Annotated in this window: 24 protein-coding genes and 1 tRNA gene; 12 read left to right on the forward strand and 13 right to left on the reverse strand. The window is 50.4% G+C overall.

All coding sequences use genetic code 11. The features are described from left to right. Nucleotides 1-26 precede the first annotated feature (26 nt). Nucleotides 27-833: a DUF2232 domain-containing protein gene (locus IXB28_RS12635; RefSeq protein ID WP_215618953.1), complete on the forward strand. Its 807-nt coding sequence runs from the start codon at nucleotides 27-29 to the stop codon at nucleotides 831-833. Next, nucleotides 826-1,995, forward strand: a complete 1,170-nt coding sequence (cobT, locus tag IXB28_RS12640; protein ID WP_215618954.1) for a nicotinate mononucleotide-dependent phosphoribosyltransferase CobT — start codon at nucleotides 826-828, stop codon at nucleotides 1,993-1,995. Before IXB28_RS12635 ends, cobT begins: the two co-directional genes overlap by 8 nt. 49 nt (nucleotides 1,996-2,044) lie before the next feature. Here the strand turns inward: cobT and IXB28_RS12645 are convergent, their stop codons facing one another. Beyond that, nucleotides 2,045-2,413 (reverse strand): hypothetical protein, encoded by a 369-nt coding sequence (locus IXB28_RS12645; RefSeq protein WP_215618955.1) that lies wholly within the window; start codon nucleotides 2,411-2,413, stop codon nucleotides 2,045-2,047. A 636-nt stretch (nucleotides 2,414-3,049) separates the two neighbouring features. Between IXB28_RS12645 and IXB28_RS12650 the strand changes: the two genes are divergently transcribed. After that, nucleotides 3,050-3,718 carry a tol-pal system YbgF family protein gene (locus IXB28_RS12650; protein WP_215618956.1) on the forward strand — a complete coding sequence of 223 codons (669 nt, stop codon included), beginning with the start codon at nucleotides 3,050-3,052 and terminating at the stop codon, nucleotides 3,716-3,718. A gap of 186 nt (nucleotides 3,719-3,904) precedes the next feature. Here the strand turns inward: IXB28_RS12650 and IXB28_RS12655 are convergent, their stop codons facing one another. Then, nucleotides 3,905-4,384: a hypothetical protein gene (locus IXB28_RS12655; protein WP_215618957.1), complete on the reverse strand. Its 480-nt coding sequence runs from the start codon at nucleotides 4,382-4,384 to the stop codon at nucleotides 3,905-3,907. A gap of 337 nt (nucleotides 4,385-4,721) precedes the next feature. Here IXB28_RS12655 and IXB28_RS12660 point away from each other — a divergent pair, with 337 nt between their 5' ends. Then, nucleotides 4,722-5,312: a hypothetical protein gene (locus IXB28_RS12660; protein WP_215618958.1), complete on the forward strand. Its 591-nt coding sequence runs from the start codon at nucleotides 4,722-4,724 to the stop codon at nucleotides 5,310-5,312. 301 nt (nucleotides 5,313-5,613) lie between these two features. Here IXB28_RS12660 and IXB28_RS12665 read toward each other — a convergent pair. The 3 genes from IXB28_RS12665 to IXB28_RS12675 all read right to left on the reverse strand — a co-directional run bounded on the left by IXB28_RS12665 (nucleotide 5,614) and on the right by IXB28_RS12675 (nucleotide 8,181). Continuing rightward, a tRNA-Cys gene (locus IXB28_RS12665) sits at nucleotides 5,614-5,684 on the reverse strand. A gap of 149 nt (nucleotides 5,685-5,833) precedes the next feature. Then, nucleotides 5,834-6,700: a fructosamine kinase family protein gene (locus tag IXB28_RS12670; protein ID WP_407659201.1), complete on the reverse strand. Its 867-nt coding sequence runs from the start codon at nucleotides 6,698-6,700 to the stop codon at nucleotides 5,834-5,836. A gap of 179 nt (nucleotides 6,701-6,879) precedes the next feature. After that, complete coding sequence (locus IXB28_RS12675) at nucleotides 6,880-8,181, reverse strand: M16 family metallopeptidase (RefSeq protein WP_215618960.1); 1,302 nt, start codon at nucleotides 8,179-8,181, stop codon at nucleotides 6,880-6,882. A gap of 94 nt (nucleotides 8,182-8,275) precedes the next feature. On the opposite strand from IXB28_RS12675, the gene IXB28_RS12680 reads away from it, so the two are divergent. Both IXB28_RS12680 and IXB28_RS12685 read left to right on the forward strand, forming a co-directional pair. Further along, the gene (locus IXB28_RS12680; RefSeq protein ID WP_215618961.1) at nucleotides 8,276-8,962 is read left to right on the forward strand and encodes a lysozyme; all 687 of its coding nucleotides are present in this window, start codon (nucleotides 8,276-8,278) and stop codon (nucleotides 8,960-8,962) included. A gap of 91 nt (nucleotides 8,963-9,053) precedes the next feature. Then, nucleotides 9,054-9,929 carry a carbohydrate ABC transporter permease gene (locus tag IXB28_RS12685; RefSeq protein ID WP_246559766.1) on the forward strand — a complete coding sequence of 292 codons (876 nt, stop codon included), beginning with the start codon at nucleotides 9,054-9,056 and terminating at the stop codon, nucleotides 9,927-9,929. Here the strand turns inward: IXB28_RS12685 and IXB28_RS12690 are convergent. The 5 genes from IXB28_RS12690 to IXB28_RS12710 all read right to left on the reverse strand — a co-directional run bounded on the left by IXB28_RS12690 (nucleotide 9,926) and on the right by IXB28_RS12710 (nucleotide 13,619). Continuing rightward, nucleotides 9,926-10,276, reverse strand: coding sequence for a BON domain-containing protein (locus IXB28_RS12690; RefSeq protein ID WP_215618962.1), 351 nt, complete (start codon nucleotides 10,274-10,276; stop codon nucleotides 9,926-9,928). The genes IXB28_RS12685 and IXB28_RS12690 overlap by 4 nt on opposite strands. Nucleotides 10,277-10,485: 209 nt before the next feature. Further along, nucleotides 10,486-10,977: a 2-C-methyl-D-erythritol 2,4-cyclodiphosphate synthase gene (gene ispF, locus IXB28_RS12695; protein WP_215618963.1), complete on the reverse strand. Its 492-nt coding sequence runs from the start codon at nucleotides 10,975-10,977 to the stop codon at nucleotides 10,486-10,488. A 158-nt stretch (nucleotides 10,978-11,135) separates the two neighbouring features. Further along, nucleotides 11,136-11,840 (reverse strand): tRNA (guanosine(37)-N1)-methyltransferase TrmD, encoded by a 705-nt coding sequence (trmD, locus tag IXB28_RS12700; protein WP_215618964.1) that lies wholly within the window; start codon nucleotides 11,838-11,840, stop codon nucleotides 11,136-11,138. Continuing rightward, nucleotides 11,840-12,877: a tetratricopeptide repeat protein gene (locus IXB28_RS12705; protein ID WP_215618965.1), complete on the reverse strand. Its 1,038-nt coding sequence runs from the start codon at nucleotides 12,875-12,877 to the stop codon at nucleotides 11,840-11,842. The genes trmD and IXB28_RS12705 overlap by 1 nt, the downstream gene beginning before the upstream one ends. A 34-nt stretch (nucleotides 12,878-12,911) precedes the next feature. Beyond that, nucleotides 12,912-13,619: a sigma-70 family RNA polymerase sigma factor gene (locus IXB28_RS12710; RefSeq protein WP_215618966.1), complete on the reverse strand. Its 708-nt coding sequence runs from the start codon at nucleotides 13,617-13,619 to the stop codon at nucleotides 12,912-12,914. 287 nt (nucleotides 13,620-13,906) lie between these two features. On the opposite strand from IXB28_RS12710, the gene IXB28_RS12715 reads away from it, so the two are divergent. From IXB28_RS12715 to IXB28_RS12725, 3 genes are all read left to right on the forward strand, one after another. Then, nucleotides 13,907-14,488 (forward strand): glyoxalase-like domain protein, encoded by a 582-nt coding sequence (locus IXB28_RS12715; protein WP_215618967.1) that lies wholly within the window; start codon nucleotides 13,907-13,909, stop codon nucleotides 14,486-14,488. An 86-nt stretch (nucleotides 14,489-14,574) separates the two neighbouring features. Beyond that, a complete protein-coding gene (locus IXB28_RS12720; RefSeq protein WP_215618968.1) occupies nucleotides 14,575-15,033 on the forward strand; it encodes a cupin domain-containing protein in 459 nt (152 codons plus the stop codon). A 37-nt stretch (nucleotides 15,034-15,070) separates the two neighbouring features. Then, nucleotides 15,071-15,799, forward strand: a complete 729-nt coding sequence (locus tag IXB28_RS12725; RefSeq protein ID WP_215618969.1) for a hypothetical protein — start codon at nucleotides 15,071-15,073, stop codon at nucleotides 15,797-15,799. A gap of 93 nt (nucleotides 15,800-15,892) precedes the next feature. Here the strand turns inward: IXB28_RS12725 and IXB28_RS12730 are convergent, their stop codons facing one another. Further along, nucleotides 15,893-16,405 (reverse strand): hypothetical protein, encoded by a 513-nt coding sequence (locus tag IXB28_RS12730; protein ID WP_215618970.1) that lies wholly within the window; start codon nucleotides 16,403-16,405, stop codon nucleotides 15,893-15,895. A gap of 302 nt (nucleotides 16,406-16,707) precedes the next feature. Next, nucleotides 16,708-17,649 carry a glycosyltransferase family 9 protein gene (locus tag IXB28_RS12735; RefSeq protein ID WP_215618971.1) on the reverse strand — a complete coding sequence of 314 codons (942 nt, stop codon included), beginning with the start codon at nucleotides 17,647-17,649 and terminating at the stop codon, nucleotides 16,708-16,710. Nucleotides 17,650-17,899: 250 nt separating this feature from the next. Here IXB28_RS12735 and ispD point away from each other — a divergent pair, with 250 nt between their 5' ends. Beyond that, nucleotides 17,900-18,580: a 2-C-methyl-D-erythritol 4-phosphate cytidylyltransferase gene (gene ispD, locus IXB28_RS12740; protein ID WP_215618972.1), complete on the forward strand. Its 681-nt coding sequence runs from the start codon at nucleotides 17,900-17,902 to the stop codon at nucleotides 18,578-18,580. A 64-nt stretch (nucleotides 18,581-18,644) separates the two neighbouring features. Here the strand turns inward: ispD and psb30 are convergent, their stop codons facing one another. Further along, entirely contained in the window at nucleotides 18,645-18,779 is a 135-nt protein-coding gene (psb30, locus tag IXB28_RS12745) for a photosystem II reaction center protein Ycf12/Psb30 (protein WP_215618973.1), read from the reverse strand. A 194-nt stretch (nucleotides 18,780-18,973) separates the two neighbouring features. Here psb30 and IXB28_RS12750 point away from each other — a divergent pair, with 194 nt between their 5' ends. Beyond that, nucleotides 18,974-19,345 carry a YkgJ family cysteine cluster protein gene (locus tag IXB28_RS12750; protein ID WP_215618974.1) on the forward strand — a complete coding sequence of 124 codons (372 nt, stop codon included), beginning with the start codon at nucleotides 18,974-18,976 and terminating at the stop codon, nucleotides 19,343-19,345. Nucleotides 19,346-19,430: 85 nt separating this feature from the next. Continuing rightward, a complete protein-coding gene (locus IXB28_RS12755) occupies nucleotides 19,431-19,787 on the forward strand; it encodes a TMEM165/GDT1 family protein (RefSeq protein ID WP_326521033.1) in 357 nt (118 codons plus the stop codon). Nucleotides 19,788-19,813: the final 26 nt, after the last annotated feature.

Genomic DNA, 19,813 nt, shown 5'->3' on the forward strand with positions numbered 1-19,813 from the left:
TTTGGTTAGGTTAACATTGAAGCACCATGGGGCAGCCAGAAGACTATCAGGCAGAAAAACAGGCAGCCGGTGTGTCAGGTAGCGGTAGTTCGGATGAATTGGATGAATTGGACCTAGATCGTCCCTGGATCGAAGATGATGATCCGAAGGATGTGTCTACCGCCAATAGGTCAACCACGATCACGGCTCCGGGGGACAAGGGACCTGTGGCCCTAGTGGAAACTGCCTTTTTGGCCAGTGCCGCTAGTTTGATGTGGCTGATTAATCTATATTTTCCCCCCGGTCCCCTGTTGCGTATTTTATTTCCAGTCCCCATTGCCCTGGTGTACCTGCGCTGGAATTATCGTTCGGCCTGGATGGCGACAGTTGTTTCAGGTTTGCTCCTCGGGATTTTAATTGGCCCACCCCGCAGCCTTCTCTACGTTATTCCCTACGGGGTACTGGGCGTGCAACTGGGGTATCACTGGCGGCGTCAGGCATCGTGGCTATTGTCTTTGCCCATCGGAGCATTGATTGTCACCCTGGGCATTTTCTTTCGCATTTGGCTGCTGTCGTGGATGGCTGGGGAAGACCTGTGGGGGTATTTAGTTGCCCAAGTGGTGCAACTAACCGACTGGGTGACCAATCGACTGTTAGATTTTGGCTTACTGAGCTTGGGGGGCATCAGCCAACCTAGCCCTGGCATTATTCAAATTGCAGCCGTTGCCATGGTGTTTATGAGCAGCGTTGTTTATTTATTCACCGTCCATTTAACCGCTTGGATATTGTTAGAACGCATGGGCATCCCCATGCCGCCACCGCCCCAGTGGGTACAGCAAATTTTGGATGAATAGGCCATCTGATCCATCGCCGCCGCTGCACCCTCCCCTAATTAGGCACCACACCCATAGGGATATCACCCAACGGTGGCAGCAAACCTATCGGGGCAAACAACCTGGGTATGTCTGTGTTCTGGGGTTTACAGAAACGGCCCTCGTTGCCGACATTTCGGCCGCTGGCAACAGCCCCCAGGCGCGCCGATTCACCGCCTTGGCCGACGCTGAATTTATATATGGTGGCCCCACAGCAGGGGCGCAATATCCATTGCCACCGTTGGTCGCAGGCGTATCCCCCGCGCTCTTAACTCGAGCCGTGGCGGCAGCACAACGGTGGCCGATCTATTTGTTTGATGCGGGGTTGCCCGATGCCCCCAGCGTGCCACATATTCCCCTAGGGGGAGCGATCTCACATTGCGTTAGCTCTGGGCAAGCGCTGAGTTTGCCCCAGGTACAACACCTATTTGAAGCAGGGCTACATTGGGGGAAAATCCTGGGTCGTCGCTTTGCTGGCAGCTACCTGGTCGTGGGTGAATGCGTGGTGGCGGGCACCACCACCGCCCAAGCCGTGCTCACTGCCATGGGCTACGATGTGGCCGGATTAATGGGCAGCAGCCACCCCACTTGCAATCATCAGCAAAAAGCCGTGCTAATCCACACCGGATTAAGCAAGGCACAAAGTTTATCTAAAGGTTTGTCTGTATGGGCTGCGATCGCAGCAGTTGGTGACCCCATGCAGCCATTTGTTCTCGGTATGACCATCAGCGCCAGCCATCATAGTGGCGTGCTCTTAGCTGGCGGCAGTCAAATGATTGCGGTTTATACAATGCTGCAAGAACTCAGCAGCCAATACCCATGGGAACCAGAAAATGTCATCATTGGCACGACTCGATGGATTGTAAACGATACCACCAGTCAATTTCTTACCCTCGCCGCGACAGTTCCCACACCGCCAATCATCAGTAGTGAAATTTCATTCGAACAGTCAAACTATCCCCAGCTCAAGATTTTTGAAAAAGGCTTCGTCAAAGAAGGAGTTGGAGCAGGGGGATGTTTAATTGCAGGGCATCTATACCAAAACTGGCAACAACCTAAGTTCTTAAGCTCCATAGAAACATTATTAGAAAGCTGCCTGAACATCGTTGACTCTTCATCGACGCAATCCAACCAGCAAACCTAATTACCGTCTCGCCACATTCCAGACATGCCCCATCATCAGCCAGCTGTCTTTAACTACTAATGGCTCGTTTCGTAAGCAACTGCTCCTCCAATGCAGCAATGCGGTTGTAAGCCGCCGTTAACTGAGCGGTCAAACGCTGCACTTGAACCTCAGGAGATAGAGACTGATTCCCAGTCAGCTGATCCGCACCAAAATGAGGCTCATCATTCAAAATATCCTTATGGTCCAGCGCCTCTTCCAAACCATTCATCGCCACACGCTCGGGGGGACTTACCCCAAACTTGGGACGTCCAGGCTCAACATTAGAATCCTGGCGCACTAGCAAATCAGATACTTTACAGTCAATTTGCTCTAGCAATTGCTGTAAAGTATCAACTCGATTTGACAAATGCGCTACTTTTTCTGGAGCAATATCCATGGACTAGCAAATTCTCAAATAACCCCTTCATCCTAAGAACGAGGTACCTAGTAAGGGGGCTTATTACTTATTGATTTAACCTTTTGTTGTCAAGATTGAAATCATAGATAGATTAAATAAGCATCGTAGATTTTGCTCTATCTATTTATAGAATTCTTACATTTTTGGTTAAAATGTCCCAAAATCCTTACTAATTGCACAAATTAATTCCAAGCTATATGTGAATATATTTAGGCTCACCTAAAGCCCCACAGGGCCCATTAACTAGCATTCGCAGGCAAAAATCGAAATAATTCGCCCAACTGTAAATGCCATCTGCGGCAGATGTAAGTTTTCTGAATTTCAGAAGGAATATAGGGTATACTCCACGGAACCATCAGGTACACAAAAACGTACATCTTTCAAGAATTTAACGGTATTACCCGTTCCATTTGCTTGCGTACGATAGTATAAGTAGACCTTGACACCACAACCTAAATCATCTCTATAAGTTTATGGATCTTGGCGAGATGTTTAGAATAAGGAGTCAGACAAATAATCGTTATTCGTCTGTACTAGATGTTTGTGAAACCCATCCATCATTGTTTTAAGCGATTGGGGGCAGTGAATTAACTAATGTCACCCAAATCTTCTTCAATGACAGATACAACGGCGTTCGTGGCTGGATGTGCCACGACCGGTGTAGCCGTTTTGGTATTGCTACTAGCAAGAGTTGGGTTTCAGACATCGGCGGCTGAGGTCCCTCCAAGCTCGGCCACGCCAGAAACAGTCGTTCCCGTTCCCCAATCGCCCATACAAACCGTTGACGAGGGGTTGAACGAAGACGTTAAGCAAGAATTAGACCGTCAGCGCGATCTAACCGCTAAGTTAGAAAATCAGCTGGTTCAGCAGGAAATGCTGGCGCGTAATTTAGAAAATCAGCTAAAGCAGCAGCAGGAAGAAACACGGGCCGTGTTGTCACAGATGCGGGAATATCAGCGCTCGGTGGATACCCTATCGTTGCAAAACGGTCATCTGGTAGCGGCACAATCTAGCCAGAACGATAGCAGCGCTAATATCCAGACGATTTTGCTATGGATGGGCGGCGGACTATTGCTGGTGATGGTGATTGGTGGTGGGGCCGTATTGCTTTGCCTGGTTTTAGTATCGGGAAGACAACGCCGGGAAGAGCGGACAGTGCCGGTTGTCTATCCGTTTCAGATGCCTGCTCCACCCACTGGCTATCGATATTATGAACAGGAATTTTTGCCCCCTCCCACGATGAGGCATAAGCGGGCAAATGCAACTTATTACGATGTGGATTAATTGATCTTCAAGCAAATCAGTCTAACGTTCATTGCTACCCTGGTTAGCGAAGCAATATAGACTGGCCTATTCTCTGATGAAACACATCAAATCATCCAAATGCTAGCAACAACCCACAAAAACCAACCTGGGATTTACCAGGTTGGTTTAAGCTTCTAACTAATCTAGCTTTTGAAAAATGCCAGGCTATAGCCTGGCTTCTAGATTTTTCAAGATAACTTGGCCAGGAACTTCAACAGTGGCAGTTATTTTTCGTTGTCCGCGAGTGCGTTCTATGGTGGGCATAATGGCAATCATGCTACCGTTACGTCTGTCGTAAATCGTTGGTTGTATCCAGTCACCATACTCAGAAGATCGTGGAAAGACGGCGTAGCCGGTGATGGTAGTCATGCCATTATTTCGGTTATATGCGGATCTGATGAGCTCAAAGGATACAGGGTTAGACTCTTCTACTACTTCGAAGATTTCATAGTCTGGTGCAACATATTCTGACTCAGTCGGCACAAATGATGGCGGCAAGGGAGCTGATGATGATGCACCATCGCCGCACATGTAGCCTAAATCCATATGCCGTCCGTTCATTTCCATGTAACAGGCGGAGTTTGCCTGCGCAGACGATGCCGAGGTGGCTAAGAGAAAGGCAAGAGCCAGCGTAAATTTATTCATAGTGGTGGGTTTTCTAATAAGCACACAATCCTGTAGAACGGCATAACGTTCGAGGATAAGGTCAGAGTTCCCGGCAGTAATGCCTAGATTCGCGATGGGATCTAACGCTAGGGGACAGTACGGAACTTAGTTAGACGATAAATAGACAAAAACCGGCTCAGGGAATCCTGAGTCCGGTTTGTTTTAACTATTTGTGCATCCAGTTAGAGATATTTAGAAACTGCCCACTATGCAAATTGATATATCGGAGATAACTAAGCTCACGAAGGATAGGAATACATCTATTAGGTTGGTACGGGAGTATCAGAAAAAATATAGGGGCCGGTCAGCTGTTTGGGTGGTAGAACGTATTATCCATGACTTGCAGAGAGACCGGGGAAGCATTTCTAAAGTACCGACCATCCGCACTCGCAGCAAAAGTATTCGCCCCAGAAAACCGCTGTTTCAGGCTGTTAATACTTCAAACAATCAACCTTCTTTCAATATTTGGATAGCAATTGCTATGCCACTGACTGCCCAAATATTGCGACTCACCATACCGCAGTTAAATTTCCAAATGCCAGCTAACCAAAACTCATTAGCACTTGAAGCCCCAGCCTATTACCAACAGCTAAATCACGGTTCTGCAGTCACAATTCAAAATACTTCACCGGAGGGTGTGCGAGTCACGCTCAAGGCGAAAGATACCGATGCTAAATATACGTTTAACCTTGCACCATGCGGTGGTTGTCGGTATTACAACACGTCTCAAGATTTACCTGAACAATGTGATCCAGGGCCAACTTATACCCTAGCCCTCCCAGCAGGGGCATACTTGGCAACAATGAATTATGACGGACAGACGCGAACCGAAAGCGGTGAATGGCATCTCGCTGAAGGCTGGGAGCATTTTGGGTGTTATTACAGCCTTTACAATGACCGCAAATAGACAATTAAAAACCGTGGGCGCCTTAATCCAACGGTTCTAACAATCTCAAAGCAGGTTTCGATTAGAAGGCCCCTTCTTGGGTGTCCCGTTTGCGGAACATAGCAATTCAAAATCCTTGAAAAACAAAGATTTTGAATCTTATAGCTTGGTGCACAGAGTTCAAGGCATAGATGATCCCTGGAAGCTGTCACTGATAACAGCTATGTGCGCAACAAACTGCTGGATGCGTTCAGCAGTTTGCCATAAATAAAATCGCCAGCTATCACTGGGCATGATTATTCAACTTATAACAGTTGGATAAAGGCGGCACCCAGATTCGAACTGGGGATAAAGGATTTGCAATCCTCTGCCTTACCACTTGGCCATGCCGCCGAATTGCAGAATTTCAATATATCAAATTCTCGTACCGTTCCAACCTCGATCAAACGGCAAATCCCTGGTTTCTTGGCTGAGCCATCAATGTTGTGGGTGGCCGCGAGGTTGTTGCGATCGCAGATGCCCTACCTGGGGCGGCTCACCCCCTATCGAATTTGCTTCAAAAGCTGGTCAATCATCCGATTCGACTGGGCTTCGTAGCCACCACCAAACAAATTGAAATGGTTAATGATGTGATACAGATTATAGAGAATTTTGCGCGTTTTATAGCCTGAGTTTAAGGGATAGGCCGCCTCGTAGGCATCATAAAAATCCGCAGGAAATCGGCCAAATAACTCCGTCATGGCCAAATCCACCTCGCGATCGCCATAGTACATAGCCGGGTCAAAAATCACCGGCTCCCCCGCCGCCGTAAGCGACGCATTGCCCGACCATAGATCGCCATGCACAAGCGCGGGCAAAGGATCGTGGCCCGCCAACAGGTCCGGCAGTGCCGCCAGCAATTGCTGCTGCCTCGGGAACGACCCACCCCGACGTTTTGCTAACCGAAATTGATGCCCCAAGCGCCGATCGCGCCAAAAAGCTAACCAGCTATCCTGCCAATCATTGGGCTGATGGGTTTCCCCAATGGTATTCGCCCGATACCAGCCAAAACCTAAATCACTAGAGACTCGATGCATCGCGGCCAAGTTACGACCCATGGCATCCCAAGCGCGGCCACGGCCCAACTCCAACCACTCCATCACAATGTAGGAACTAGTCCCCGCTAGCCCTGCACACAACGGCTGGGGCACACGTATCGTCTGGCTGTTGTACATTTCTTCGAGGCCCGCCAGCTCAGCCTCAAACATGGCCAGCTTACTCGCCTGATTGAGCTTAATAAAAAACGTTCGCTGCCCATCGCTTAACCCATAGGCCTGGTTGATGCAGCCCCCACCGACCGACATGGTCTTTGTACCGTGGAAAGGCTGCCCCGTCACCCGACCGATGTGAGCAGAGATGTCGGCCCAAATGTCAGCCATTTATTGATACCCCTTAGGTGTATGCACCCAAATAAAATCCCTAACCGGATTCTATTAAACAACGTCCTCCCCTTGGCCAGGGAAGGTGCCTGAGGCAGAGGGGGCTGCGGTCTCGCTGGCGCCAGTGTGCCGCCCTCTTTGGCCCCTTTGCCCATCATCATTCCATCGCGCTAATTCGTCTCAGGCTGTAGCCTCAGGGCGCCATAGGCCGTCACTGGCAAGTATTGCTGCACCGCAGACTGGATGGCCGCAGCATCCACGGTTCGAATCGCCATAGGGTAGTTGATGGCATTCTCAATATCACCGGTCATCGCATGATAATAGCCATACATATTGGCGCGATCGCTAGAGGTTTCATTGCCAAATACATAGCGATTGGCAACCTGGGTTCTGACCCGACACAGCTCCATATCGCTCACGGGTTCCTCGTGCAGCCGCTGAATATGGTCTAAAACAGCAGCTTCAACCTCATCTAAATGCTCAATGGCCAAATTCGCAGAAATATAGAACACCCCCTGCTCGCCATAGGTAATGTTGCTAGTGGAAATGCTATTTACCAAACTCCGCGTCTCCCGCAGATCTTGCACCAAGCGCGCCGTGCGTCCCTGGCCCAAAATGGAGGCCACCACATCCAAGGCGTAGGTCTCCGATAGCTGCCGTAGACCGGGCACGCGCCAGCTCAAAACTAAACGGGCCTGTTGCAAGGTCGTGTCAATATAATCGGCCCGAGCAATTGACTGAAATGGCTCTTCTGGCGTAGTCACCGGCACCCGTTCTAACGAATCCTTGAGGCTCCCATGGTGCCGGTTCGCCAGGGCCTGCTCAAAACTCTCTTCCACAGTGGCAATCAACTCCTGCACCGGCAGATCCCCCACGACCACTGCAGTCATATTTTGGGGCTGATACCAGCGACGGTGGAAATCGCGCATCTGGGCTGCCGACAGGTTTTCAATCACCGATGTCGGACCCAGCACGGGCCGCCGATAGGGCAACTGATCAAAGTTAAGCACCATGGAATGCTGAAAAACACGCCGTCTGGGATTATCTTCAGACCGGCGAATCTCTTCTAAAATAACGGGTCGCTCCCGCTCAAAATCATTGTCGTGCAACTTAGCATTGAGCAAAAGTTCCACCTGGAGCGGTGCCAGCTTTGCGAAATCCTTGGGCGCGGTGGTGATGTAATAGTGGGTATAGTCCTGGCTGGTTGCCGCATTGGTAATCGCCCCGCGCTCTTCAATTAGGCGTTCAAACTCACCACATTGAAGTTGGGGTGTACCCTTGAAAATCATGTGCTCTAAAAAATGAGCCATGCCATTAATGGCATCGGATTCCACTTTCGACCCCACACGTAACCAAATGTTGAGATTGACTGCAGCGGTCGGCATTTGCTCTGCAATGATGGTCAAACCATTAGCCAGTCTTTTAACCACAGGCTGGTTGGTGATTTCGGAGGGGGCTGACGTCACAACCATGGGCAAACTAAAATTTATTGATCATTCTTATTCTAGTCATCTAGATACAGTAAAGTCTGGGTAAAAACAACCAATAGGGACATTAGACAGAGCTATGGGCACTTGGATCAAGGAAACGGATAAAGCCATCTATTTGATGCAGGGAGGGTACTACATTTCCAAAATTTCTAAGTATCCGTCCAAATCAAACCCCAACGAAAAAGTGCTGAATATCAGCGGTATGAAGTCGTGGTTCAGTCGTGCCGATGCGCCCCGCGGTATGACGGTGTCTCAAACGGGTCCTGAGCCGAAAGCCATCCCAAAACAGGCCACGCCGCCAGCGACTGGTAGCTCACGCCAAACCAACGCTAGCGGTGTGTCGCTGATTAAGTCGTTCGAGGGCCTACGGCTGCGGGCATACCAAGACGCTGTCGGTGTATGGACCATTGGCTATGGCACGACCCGTGGTGTGAAACCGGGCCAGGAAATTAGTGAGGCCCAGGCAGAATCACTCTTGAAGACTGATTTAACCCGCTTTGAAAAATCGATCATTCAAGCGGTACGGGTACCCATCAATGACAACCAGTTTGCGGCCCTCGTGTCGTTTACCTACAACGTGGGTTCTGGCGCGATGAAAAGCTCCACCCTGCTGAAAAAACTCAATCGCCGAGATGTTTACGGTGCGGCGAAGGAATTTCCCCGCTGGAACCGGGCGGGTGGACGCGTTTTAGCAGGACTAACTCGACGACGCAATGCGGAAAAAGCTTTATTTTTAGGGCAAGATTACCGACGATTTTTGTAAGTGGGGCCTCGCCGGCACGCTGGCAGGTTTTTCCTTTCCTGGGTGTCATCCCGTATGCTGGAAACGTTTCTCCATGGTTCCCCTGACCTAGATGATGCGTTCGTTTCCTCGCTGGCTCACGCCCTATGCATTTCTGGCACCAGCTCTCCTGGTATTGGGACTCACTGTATTTTGGCCCGCACTGCAGGCGTTTTATCTGAGTTTTACAGAATATGGCTACGACATTACCCAGCCACCGCTTTGGGTGGGGTGGGACAATTTTGTGCGGCTCTGGGAAGATGAACGGTTTTGGCAAACCTTAGGCAATACTCTTATCTATTTGGTCGGTGTTGTGCCCATTCTTGCGATCGCGCCTCTACTCATTGCCATCCTGGTCAATCAAAAACTCAAAGGGATGACGTGGTTCCGCGTCGCCTATTACACCCCGGTCGTTATCTCCATGGTGGTCGCAGGCATTGCCTGGCGTTGGCTCTATGCAGAAACAGGGCTGTTCAACCAGCTTTTGAGTCAAGTTACAGGCCACGACATCCGCATTCCTTGGTTAACCAGCCCCAACCTAGCTCTGTTTAGCGTTATGGCAGTCACCGTTTGGAAAGGCCTAGGGTATTACATGGTCATTTATATTGCCGGTCTACAAGGTATCCCAGAAGATCTCTACGAAGCCGCCGCCATTGATGGATCGGAGCGCTGGCGCAAACATTGGGACATAACCTTGCCCCTGATGAAACCTTATATGTTTCTAGTGGCCGTAATTTCGGCGATTTCTGCCACCAAGGTCTTCGAAGAGGTGTACATCATGACCCAGGGAGGCCCCAGAAGCAGCTCCAAAACGGTGGTGTATTACGTCTATGAACAGGCCTTCGTTAATTTAGAAATGAGCTATGCCTGCACCATCGGCCTAGTTATTTTCGTCGTGATCTTGGCCCTATCGTGGATTCGATTACGGATTGCCCCTACCGAACTCTAACAGGCCTCAGCCACGGCCACACCGTAGGTTTCAACATCATCTACGCCATCCACAGACATGGCTAAATTCACAATCTGATGCAATAAATGGGGAGAGCCCACCTGGCCACTTAGCACCACCACACGCCCACGCTGACGTACCTTCAAGCGCCGTAGGGTGATGTTGGCATTAGTATTTAGACATCGACAAACCCGTTTGGATAAACCGTAGTAGTCAAACTCTCCGTGCAATCCTCTGCGTTCGGGAGGGATTGTGGAAAACCAATGGCTTTGGCTCGCCTTACCGCCAAATAACTGGCAAGACTGAGACGTTTGCTTTAAAGAAATTGCAACGGTTGAGCCATCCATAATGCTACTCTCGCACCCAAAATGTCTTATTTCCCGGATATATATCAGGCAGTGTTGATACAACCCTCTACTTAGATACGCTCAGCACCCATGTAAAGATGTAACCAAAAGCACCGATTAACCATACTTTTGCAATATCCGGACTATATTTATCGATTCTAAAAAAAGTTTAATCAAATTTGTGTGTTTTCAGAAACTTTTTAACACAATTATTGTTGATTTTTTTTCTGCACCAGCAACACAACCGCATAGGCGGCAATACCTTCTTCACGACCCGTTGGGCCCAACTTTTCATTGGTCGTGGCTTTAATGCCGACCTGATCGGGGGCCAAGGTCAACCGATCCGCCAGCCGCTGCCTCATGGTTTCGATGTGGGGCTTTAGCTTTGGCCGCTCTGCCACCACCACCGAATCGACGTTGCCAATGGCCCAGCCGCGATCTTGCACTAGCTGATATACCTGATCCAACAGTTCCAAGCTGTCGGCCCCTTTCCACTTCGGATCCGTAGGGGGAAAATAAAGGCCAATATCCCCAAGGCTTAAGGCGCCTAACAGGGCATCCATGATGGCATGGGTGAGCACATCAGCATCGCTATGGCCAAGGAGCCCCAACGTATGGGGGATGGTCACACCGCCCAAAATCAGGGGACGATCGGGACCCAAGCGATGAATGTCGTAGCCATTACCAATGCGAATGTTCATAGACCCTAAGAGAATTCGGAAATCTGAAGTCGGAATTCGGAAAGGGGGGAATCTCTAATTCCATAGAATCTTGCTTTTCTCGCAGAGGGCTCAAAATTCCGTAGAGCTTTGCCCCTGGCGCAGAGGACTCCAAATTCTGAGTTCCTAACTCCGAATTCCTAACCGTCCCCATTGTCCCATTGCTGCTGCCAGCGTGCATACAGATCGGGCCGCCGGGCCTGGGTGCGATCTATCTGCTGTTGCCGTCGCCATTGATCAATGGCAGCATGGTTGCCCGAGCGTAGTACATCTGGAACAGTCCACCCGCGAAATTCTGCAGGTCGAGTGTAGTGGGGATAATCTAATAAGCCGGCCTCAAAGCTATCGAAGTGAAGAGAATCTCGCTTGGCGACGGTGCCCGGCAACAGTCGAATCACACCATTCAATAGCGCAAGGGCGGGGATTTCGCCACAGGTCAAGACAAAGTCCCCTAATGAAACTTCTCGGGTGACAACGTTCAGGATGCGTTCATCCACCCCTTCGTAGTGACCACAAATAATCACCAGCTGGTCTATGTTTTTTGACCAATCCCACAGCAACGCCTGCTCCATGGGTTCGCCCTGGGGAGTCATTAATACCACTTCACGCCGGGGCTGCTGGGGCAAGCTTTCTAGCGCCGCCATGATGGGCGCTATTTTCATCACCATACCCACCCCACCGCCATAGGGTTCGTCATCGACTTTGTGGTGTTTGTCGGTGGTAAAGTCTCTGGGATTTGTAATGTGTACCTGGGCGATATCACGCTGCAGGGCTTTGCCAATGAGGCCTGACTGGAGCGGTGACGTGAAAAAGTCAGGGAACAAGCTGATTAGGTCAAACCGCATTAGTCGTTATTATCTGGAACGTCTCGAAACGTGAGCAAACGGTTAAACAGCTCTGCTTCAAGACTGGTTTGCTCTAATTGGCGCGCCAATGCGTAAGCCCGTTCGTATTGCTCTTTCGCCAATACTCGATCGCCGGTGGCTTCGTAAAACTCGGCCAAGCGTTTAAAGGTAACTAAACGGCCCCAGGCATTATTGGTGTTAAGGGTTAGGGCGATACGCTCGTCTAAATATTCCTGCACCTGGGACCAATCGCCACGGGCGGTATGGACATCGATCAGGCCATCAACGGCTTGGAGCTGGGCCGTTCTATTGTCACTATCACGACCGTAGCGCAGGCCCAGCCGATAGGCGCCGATGGCGCGATCTAACTGACCATCGGCAACATAGGCATCGCCCAGGTTGTTACTGGTGTTGGCCCGACCCGCAATATTGGGGGAGAGAATGCGATAGCTCCCGGCTACTTCGTAGTAGTCAATGGCAGCGGCATAATCGCCCTGGGTGGCTGCTACGAGACCTAGATTACTAAGGGAAAGGCCAATGCCTTCGTTGTTATTGATGCTGTAGGCAATGTTGAGTGCCTCTTCGTAGGCCTGGGTGGCAGACTCAATGGCTGCCTGCTGAAAGCGCAGGGTGCCTAAGGTATTCCAGGCAAAGATTTGGGAGCTAAAGTTTTGGTTGTCGCGTGCGATCGCAAGCTGTCTGCGCACCGCCGTCTCCGCATTACCATAGTCCCCCAACTGGGCATAGGCACGGCTAATATTGCCATAGCCCTGCTCCATCGATGCAGAGTCACCAATGTCGTAGTAAAGATCAACCGCCCGGGTCCAGGCACGGATCGCTGAACCATAGTCCCCCTGATCGGCCTGGCGTTCGCCCAACCGCAGCAGCTGATCGGCCACATCGCGGCGTTGATTAACCGTTTCACGATCAACCGGCTGTCGCAATTGCTCATCCAACGAATCCTGGGCATAGGCCGTTGGTATGCCCAACAACGCCACAGCCACCACACCAGACACAAACCGAACTATACTGCGCACTTGCCAGACTCTCCTACCTAAAAATCCGATCCACTTATGCTTCCGGAGCCAAATTCGGTTGTTCTAAATCAAGATCGGAAACATCCAATAAACCTGCCAAATCCTCCGGCAAATCTTCTTCGGAACCAGTTTCAGTATCCCCCAAGTAAATCGCCTGAATATCATTCGGCAACCCAGAACTTAAAGACTGTTGCGCATCGGCCAACAGGGTGGCCACAGCTTGGGGTGAAATTCGCTGTCCTTCAGCCTGTAAATACGCCGAAATTCGAGTTTTACTCCAGCGAAACGTCTGGGCCATCACCAGCACTAAACGGTGGAGCGGCTGCAACCGTTCCATGCCCTGGGTCACATAACACCACAGGGGCGGAGACGCATCCTGAAGACTGTAATGAATTTCCTCCACATCGGGCAATGCCGCCTGATTGATACACACCGCTGTCAAATTAACGAGCCAAGCCTGTAGGGAAAAATCTGCCGGGGGCTCAGGGGGCAGCTCTAATCCACTCAGCTCATATAAAATATGTCGCCAAGTCAGTGCGAACAAATATTCTGACTGCACCGTTGAACGCGCTGAGTGGCGAATCAGTGTGTACACCACTGGACTGTAGCGACAGAAAAGGGCCGTGAAGTACTTCCCTTCCTCAGGGTGCTGTTTTAGCTGCTGCACCAAGTCATAGTCGCTGTACTCAAACAGCGACTTGACAATGGCATGATCACATTCAGGAAAATTGGGAATATCCACAACGACGCGAACGGAGCTCCTGGCAATTTACCGGCATGGGTACAGACCGGCCTTAACCAGACTGAGACTACCGTATAAATAGCCACTACTATACCCAGGATTCGTAGAATATTAAAGATTTGGCAGGAAATCCTCCGCAGATATATCAGTCAATCCCCTGAGGAACAAGATTGATTGGGGAATAGACGATTAAACCAACCCATCACCAGTCGGATTTTCCCTTGATAAACTAGGAGTACTGTATTGTTAGCAATGCTCTAAGGATAGCCTGTTGCGATCGACCATCTATGGACTTTTGTATTACCCCGTTCTCCCCAGCTTTAGCATCTATTTGGCAAGGACTACCGCTCGATAGCTTGGTGTCCACCCAGGGCATCATGGTGCTCCTATTGGTGGCCTATGCGGGGGCAATGTGGATGTTTCTCACCAGTGCACCCAAGGTCCACACGGTGATGGTGTCCGATTTAGACCTGGCCCAGAACTTTTATGAAGGGATGCTGGGGCTATCGGCCGCCGATGTCCCCCTCCACTATTACTACAACTACGAGCAAACCATGGGTGCCAGCATGGATCCCATGATGGGCATGGGCACTAGCCTATCGCGCCCCATGGAGCCTGGCATGGGCAATTCAGATGGTCTGTGGTATCAACTCAAAAAGAACACCCAGCTCCATGTCATTTCAGGGGCAAGTCGCGGGCACAAAGAGCGTCAACGCCACGTTTGCTTCGATCGCGACTGTCTAGAGCTGCTACTAATGCAAGTCCAGACCAACGGTGTACGCCACAAAATCCGTCGGGAACGGCCGTTAAATTTTCTAGTGAAAGACTATTCTGGCGAAGTTATTGAAATGGCTGAGGTCGCCGATTAAGCTATCCTGCCAATCAGATGATTGAGCCTATTGGTCTTGTGCAAAATAGTCACAATCATTGGGTGAGCGTAGGTAAACATAAATCCATGGTGATCGATCTCTCTGAGGTGCCCATCACACAAGGCACTGGCTATCCTGCTGATTTTCGAGCCGCTGTAGCTGGGCGCTCCCGTCAGCGGGTGGGTAATGCGGCGGGGCTAACTAACTTTGGCGTTAATTTAACCACCTTGGCCCCGGGTGCTCAGTCAGCGTTACGCCACTGGCACCAAGGCCAGGATGAGTTTATCTATGTGATCTCAGGCGAATTGATTTTAGTCACTGATGCTGGAGAAACATCGCTCACCCCTGGCATGATGGCGGGCTTTGCCGCTGGCGTGGCCAATGGCCATCACTTAATCAATCGATCGACCCAGGATGCTGTGTATCTAGAGGTGGGCGATCGCACATGGGAGGAGCGGGTTGAATATCCCGATGACGATCTCCTCGCGCTTGCCAAACCCGAAGGGGGATATTATTTTGCCCATCGGAACGGGCAGCCTTACTGACGACGCGTGGACCAACGACTGAGGTTAATGCTGCACTATGTCACCGAAGAACCTTGGGCAAACCGTCGCCATGGCACGACTGCAAACCAGCCCTCGAAAAGCTATGGGTAATCAATTTGGCCAACGTGTACGCGGGGTCTATGGAGCCCTGATCTCTGCTGTCGTGCTGGCTAGCTGCCAAGCAGCCCCTGAAGCCAACGGCCCCGATAATTTAGACGCCAAGCTGCCGCCGTCACCACCGCCAAACGCCTACCTAGCCCAGCTCCCCCCGGAGACGACCAATCAACTAACAAAGTTGGCCATAGACATCGCCATCCCGACCTATCTTCCCCAAAACATGACCTTAGCCAACTATGGCGTGGGTCAGCCAGCGGCAGATCCTCTCTACTACTGGTTGGTGTACCGCGATGACCAAAATCGATGTTTTGCCATCGAGTACATGTCTGCCGGGATAAACGAGATGTCCCTGGAGAACCAAGAACCTCTGGAAACACCATTGTTTGGCGAAGGCTACAGCCTGTACCATGGCAAATTTCCCAACGGCGGCACTGGGGAACTGCCTGAAAGCGACCTATTTACCGATTGGCTAGAAGGCAACGAGGGCTTTTATCGCTTAGTCGGTGCAGGGCTGGTCAATAGCCAAGACTATGGGCAAAAAGACTGCAACAATATCACCATCAAAGAAGCGATCTCAGTCACAGAATCGTTGAGCTATCTCCCCACTGACATTCGAACGCTAGATTTAACGCCGACTCCATCGGAGTAACCACACAAAAGGGACGCCCATTGGCGTCCCTTTTGCCGATCTATTAAGCGTTAGACCTAGTCAGGGTTGGCTCAGCAGCCAAACGCTAGCCCTTTATACCTTTTCCGACGCAGAATCAGCCGCATCCTTCGGCTCAGCCGTAGTTTTTTCCGCCGCAGGCTGGGGAGTTTTAGCAACCGCTTTGGCTTTTTCGGGGTTTGCGGCAGCAGGCTTAGGCGCAGCAGCAGGTTTAGGCGCGGCAGCAGGCGCAGGGCGTTCCTTTTTTTCTAAACCCAACTGCTCACGGGCCTTATCCAAGAGAAAATTGGCACCATTTTGACTCACATCGAGCAAGGCTTTACCTGTGGCAGCAGCAGCTTCATTCCCATCATCTGCAACTGATTGCTGCGTTTCCCACCATGTCCGAGCTTTTTGCCCCGTATTCAGGGAAAAGTCCCCAAACCAGGCGCCGAATACAAAAATAGAACAAATAGCTAACCACAATAGCAACGCTACTTCTTTAATAATTTGTCCCGTTAAAACCAGAACGTTTTTATAAGCGTCTGCTGTTTTAGGGGAAAAAAGTAACTGAGACACCACAGCAGCTTGAGACTTAACGCGATCCATGGTTTGACCTCATCTAAAATTTAATGCAACTATTTCATTCGATATTTCACGCTAGGGCAATGCTACCGAGGGATAGCACCTGCCTACCGTAACTTTGAACGGAGTCTTAAGCTTTTGCCTAATACCCTCGTTTTGCCATTAGAACACCCGCATTGGCTATTGCCACTCTAAATAGGAGCCGCTCCGTCAAATATGCGAGGCAATACCGCAACTTGTCGGAGAAGACACACTAGAGCTACCCAGCAAGGCTTTTTATTCCAACGGATTTTATTTATTAAACGTCTTAGAGTATACCCAACGACTTAACCGCCCCACACTTTTTGCAATACATCCCCCGGCGCAATATCCGCTAACTTAGCTGTTGCAGATTTCACCCCTAGAGCCCGCATCTCCCCATCAGCGGGGGGTAGAGCTTGACTCAAAGTAGTTTGCAGCACCAAGGTAAAGACCTGTAAAGCCACAGCAACCTGACTGACATAACTGTCGGGACTAATAATCAAATCGGCCCCTGCTAAAACGGCGGCCACTTGTCCCAGGTTAGTGGCGGCAATGGTTTTAAGAGTAGGCTGGCGCCCCATTGCGGCCAATGCATCTTTACTATCTACTGTCTCTAGCAGAACAATCGGAAGCTGGGGCTGTTTACTTTGAAAATCCTCAATAATGGTTAACCAACTTTCCAGGGGGTACCCATCGGCTTGATCATTCAGACCGGGGTAAAGAATCACATAACCACTCCCGGCTAACCCCATGCCCTGGCGCTGTTCATCGGCCCAGGCCAGATCGCCCTCTGGGACGTTTAGCTGCATGGGGGCAACCGGTGAAGACTTGGCCAACCCCTGTAACAGTGCTTGATATTGCCCAACTGGATATTGGGTGTCGGCGGTGACGGTTGTGGTGTAGAGCCAGGGAATTTTAGTACTGCTATAGCCAATGCGGGTGGGAATACCACTCAGCCACAGTAAAACGCCTTCTTCCCAGCGATCGCTAGCACATAGGGCAAGTTCAAATTCGCGATCGCGAAGAATACCTAATAAATTAGCCCAGTCTGCTGGACTATTTTGTCCCCGATAATCAAACGGAATCACCTCACTGACGGCCTTAGAGACCCGATAAGCCGACTTGGAGCCAGGTTCGACAACTACCGAAATTTCAGAGTTGGGGTAGTTTTGCTTAATCGTTGTTAAAGTTGGGAAAAACTGAAGCTGCTCGCTGATTCCACCAGGGACTAACGCCAGGACGTGCATGGGCTCTGGATAATACTTCGCTACTCATTCTAGAGGAAGCTGGCAGCGCTAACGCTGTAGAAAAACGACTAAACACTGAAAATATAAAAATTGATTGCCCTAAATTCCTAGATAGCGCCTGTGCTAAGGGTGATCTGTACATCAGCACCGACATTTTTTGAGACCATAGAAAATATCAATATTTGGTGAAATACTTGGCACGAGAAAGCCCTCACCACCAGCGATTGACGTATTTTCTTTTGAACACACCATGCATCTACTCATACCAGCAGCAGGCGTTGGCAAGCGGATGGGCGCCGATGGCAATAAACTGCTCCTGACCTTGCTAGATTTACCGATCCTTGGATGGACGTTGAAAGCCGCAGTGGATGCTAGCTCTATCGAATGGATCGGCATTATTTGCCAGGCCATTGATGAGCCCGTATTTCAAGACATCGTGGCCCAACTCAACATTCAAAAACCCATTGTGTTTGTCCGTGGTGGCGATACGCGCCAAGCATCTGTGTGCAATGGCTTAGCCGCCCTCCCGGCCCATGCCAAACACGTTTTAATTCACGATGGAGCCCGCTGCCTAGCCACCCCCAGCCTGTTCGATCGCTGCTCAAACGCATTCGCAACGTGCCAGGGCTTTATTGCCGCCATCCCGGTCAAGGACACCATCAAACAGGTGGACAACCAGGGCATTATCGCAGCCACCCCCGACCGGGATGAGCTGTGGGCAGCCCAGACCCCCCAAGGGTTTGATGTGGAATTGCTAAAAGATGCGCATCAAAAAGGAAAAACCCAGGATTGGTCAGTCACCGATGATGCCGCGTTATTTGAAAAATGCAAACTACCTGTCCACATTGTGGAAGGCGAAGAAACTAATTTGAAGGTAACCACACCCGTGGACCTAGCGATCGCAGAATTTATCCTACGAAAGCGATTTTAAAATTCCAGCAAAAACCCCGGCCTTTGGGAAAGATATCAATTCCAAAAGCCGGGGTTTTAATAATTTAAAGGTCGCCGCCGCGTGCCACTAACAAAAACACGATCACTGGACCCGAAATAACCACCATAGCCAATACAGCGAGCTGAGCGACTACGAGAAAATTAATACCGCCTAAACCCAAGATACCCAGAAGAGCCATTGAACCTCCGATGACCAGTTAACCGTACTTCTTGCGCCCAAGCGCATCGCCATTTTACCTGGTTCGAACCCATCAAGTTTAAGGAAGTTTACAAAATTCCAAGAAACTTGATCGCATCAGGCACTCACTTCTTCCCCATATCGGCTCCCACAGCCCCGTATCCTGGTAAAGCTATTACCCAAAGGAAAGCGGCCATGGCCACCTGGCAATGCGTAAAAAACTGTGGTGCTTGCTGTAATCTCACCCCAGCCGATCGCCCTGAGCTCGAAACCTATCTCACCCCCGAGCAGCTTGAAACCTACATGGGCATGGTGGGTGCCGATGGATGGTGCATCAACTACGACCACGAACAGCGTCTGTGCACTATTTATGAGAAACGCCCTAGCTTTTGCCGGGTGCAGCCGGAAACATTTATCAAAATGTTCGACATCACCGCAGACGAACTCAATGACTTCGCCATTGACTGCTGCCACGAACAAATTAGGGGTGTGTATGGAGCGAAAAGCGAGGAAATGGAGAGATTTAGCAGCGCAGTCGGGATAGGAGATGAAGGCAGCGGCAATTAAGGGGGACGATTATTTCCCCCCACCTGCCAAAACTTGTCCTTGTTATCGCCCTGGCAGATAATGAAAGAAATATGAAATCTTGACTGTGCCCTCTTCTTCCCCCATTCAACCGACCAACGACGATAAATCTGATGCGCAGACTCCGGTCAAATCGGGGAGAGCGACGTTTTGGGGTGTTTTCCTATCCACATTCATCACCATTTTCTTGGCGGAGCTAGGCGACAAAACTCAAGTGGCCACGCTTTTAATTAGCGCCGAGTCCCACAGGCCCATCATGGTGTTTATTGGGGCAGCCTTAGCACTAATTTCCACCAGCTTGGTGGGGGTATTGGTGGGCCAATGGTTAGCCCGCCGTGTTTCCCCAGACACCTTAGATACCCTGGCCGGCATTCTCCTGCTGATTATCTCCGTGACCCTGGTGGCCGATGTAATCGGAATTTAAGCCCGTTTGATATCAGCCCTAAACTT

The sequence above is a fragment of the Leptothoe kymatousa TAU-MAC 1615 genome (genome assembly GCF_018739865.1).
Lineage (GTDB): Bacteria > Cyanobacteriota > Cyanobacteriia > Phormidesmidales > Phormidesmidaceae > Leptothoe > Leptothoe kymatousa.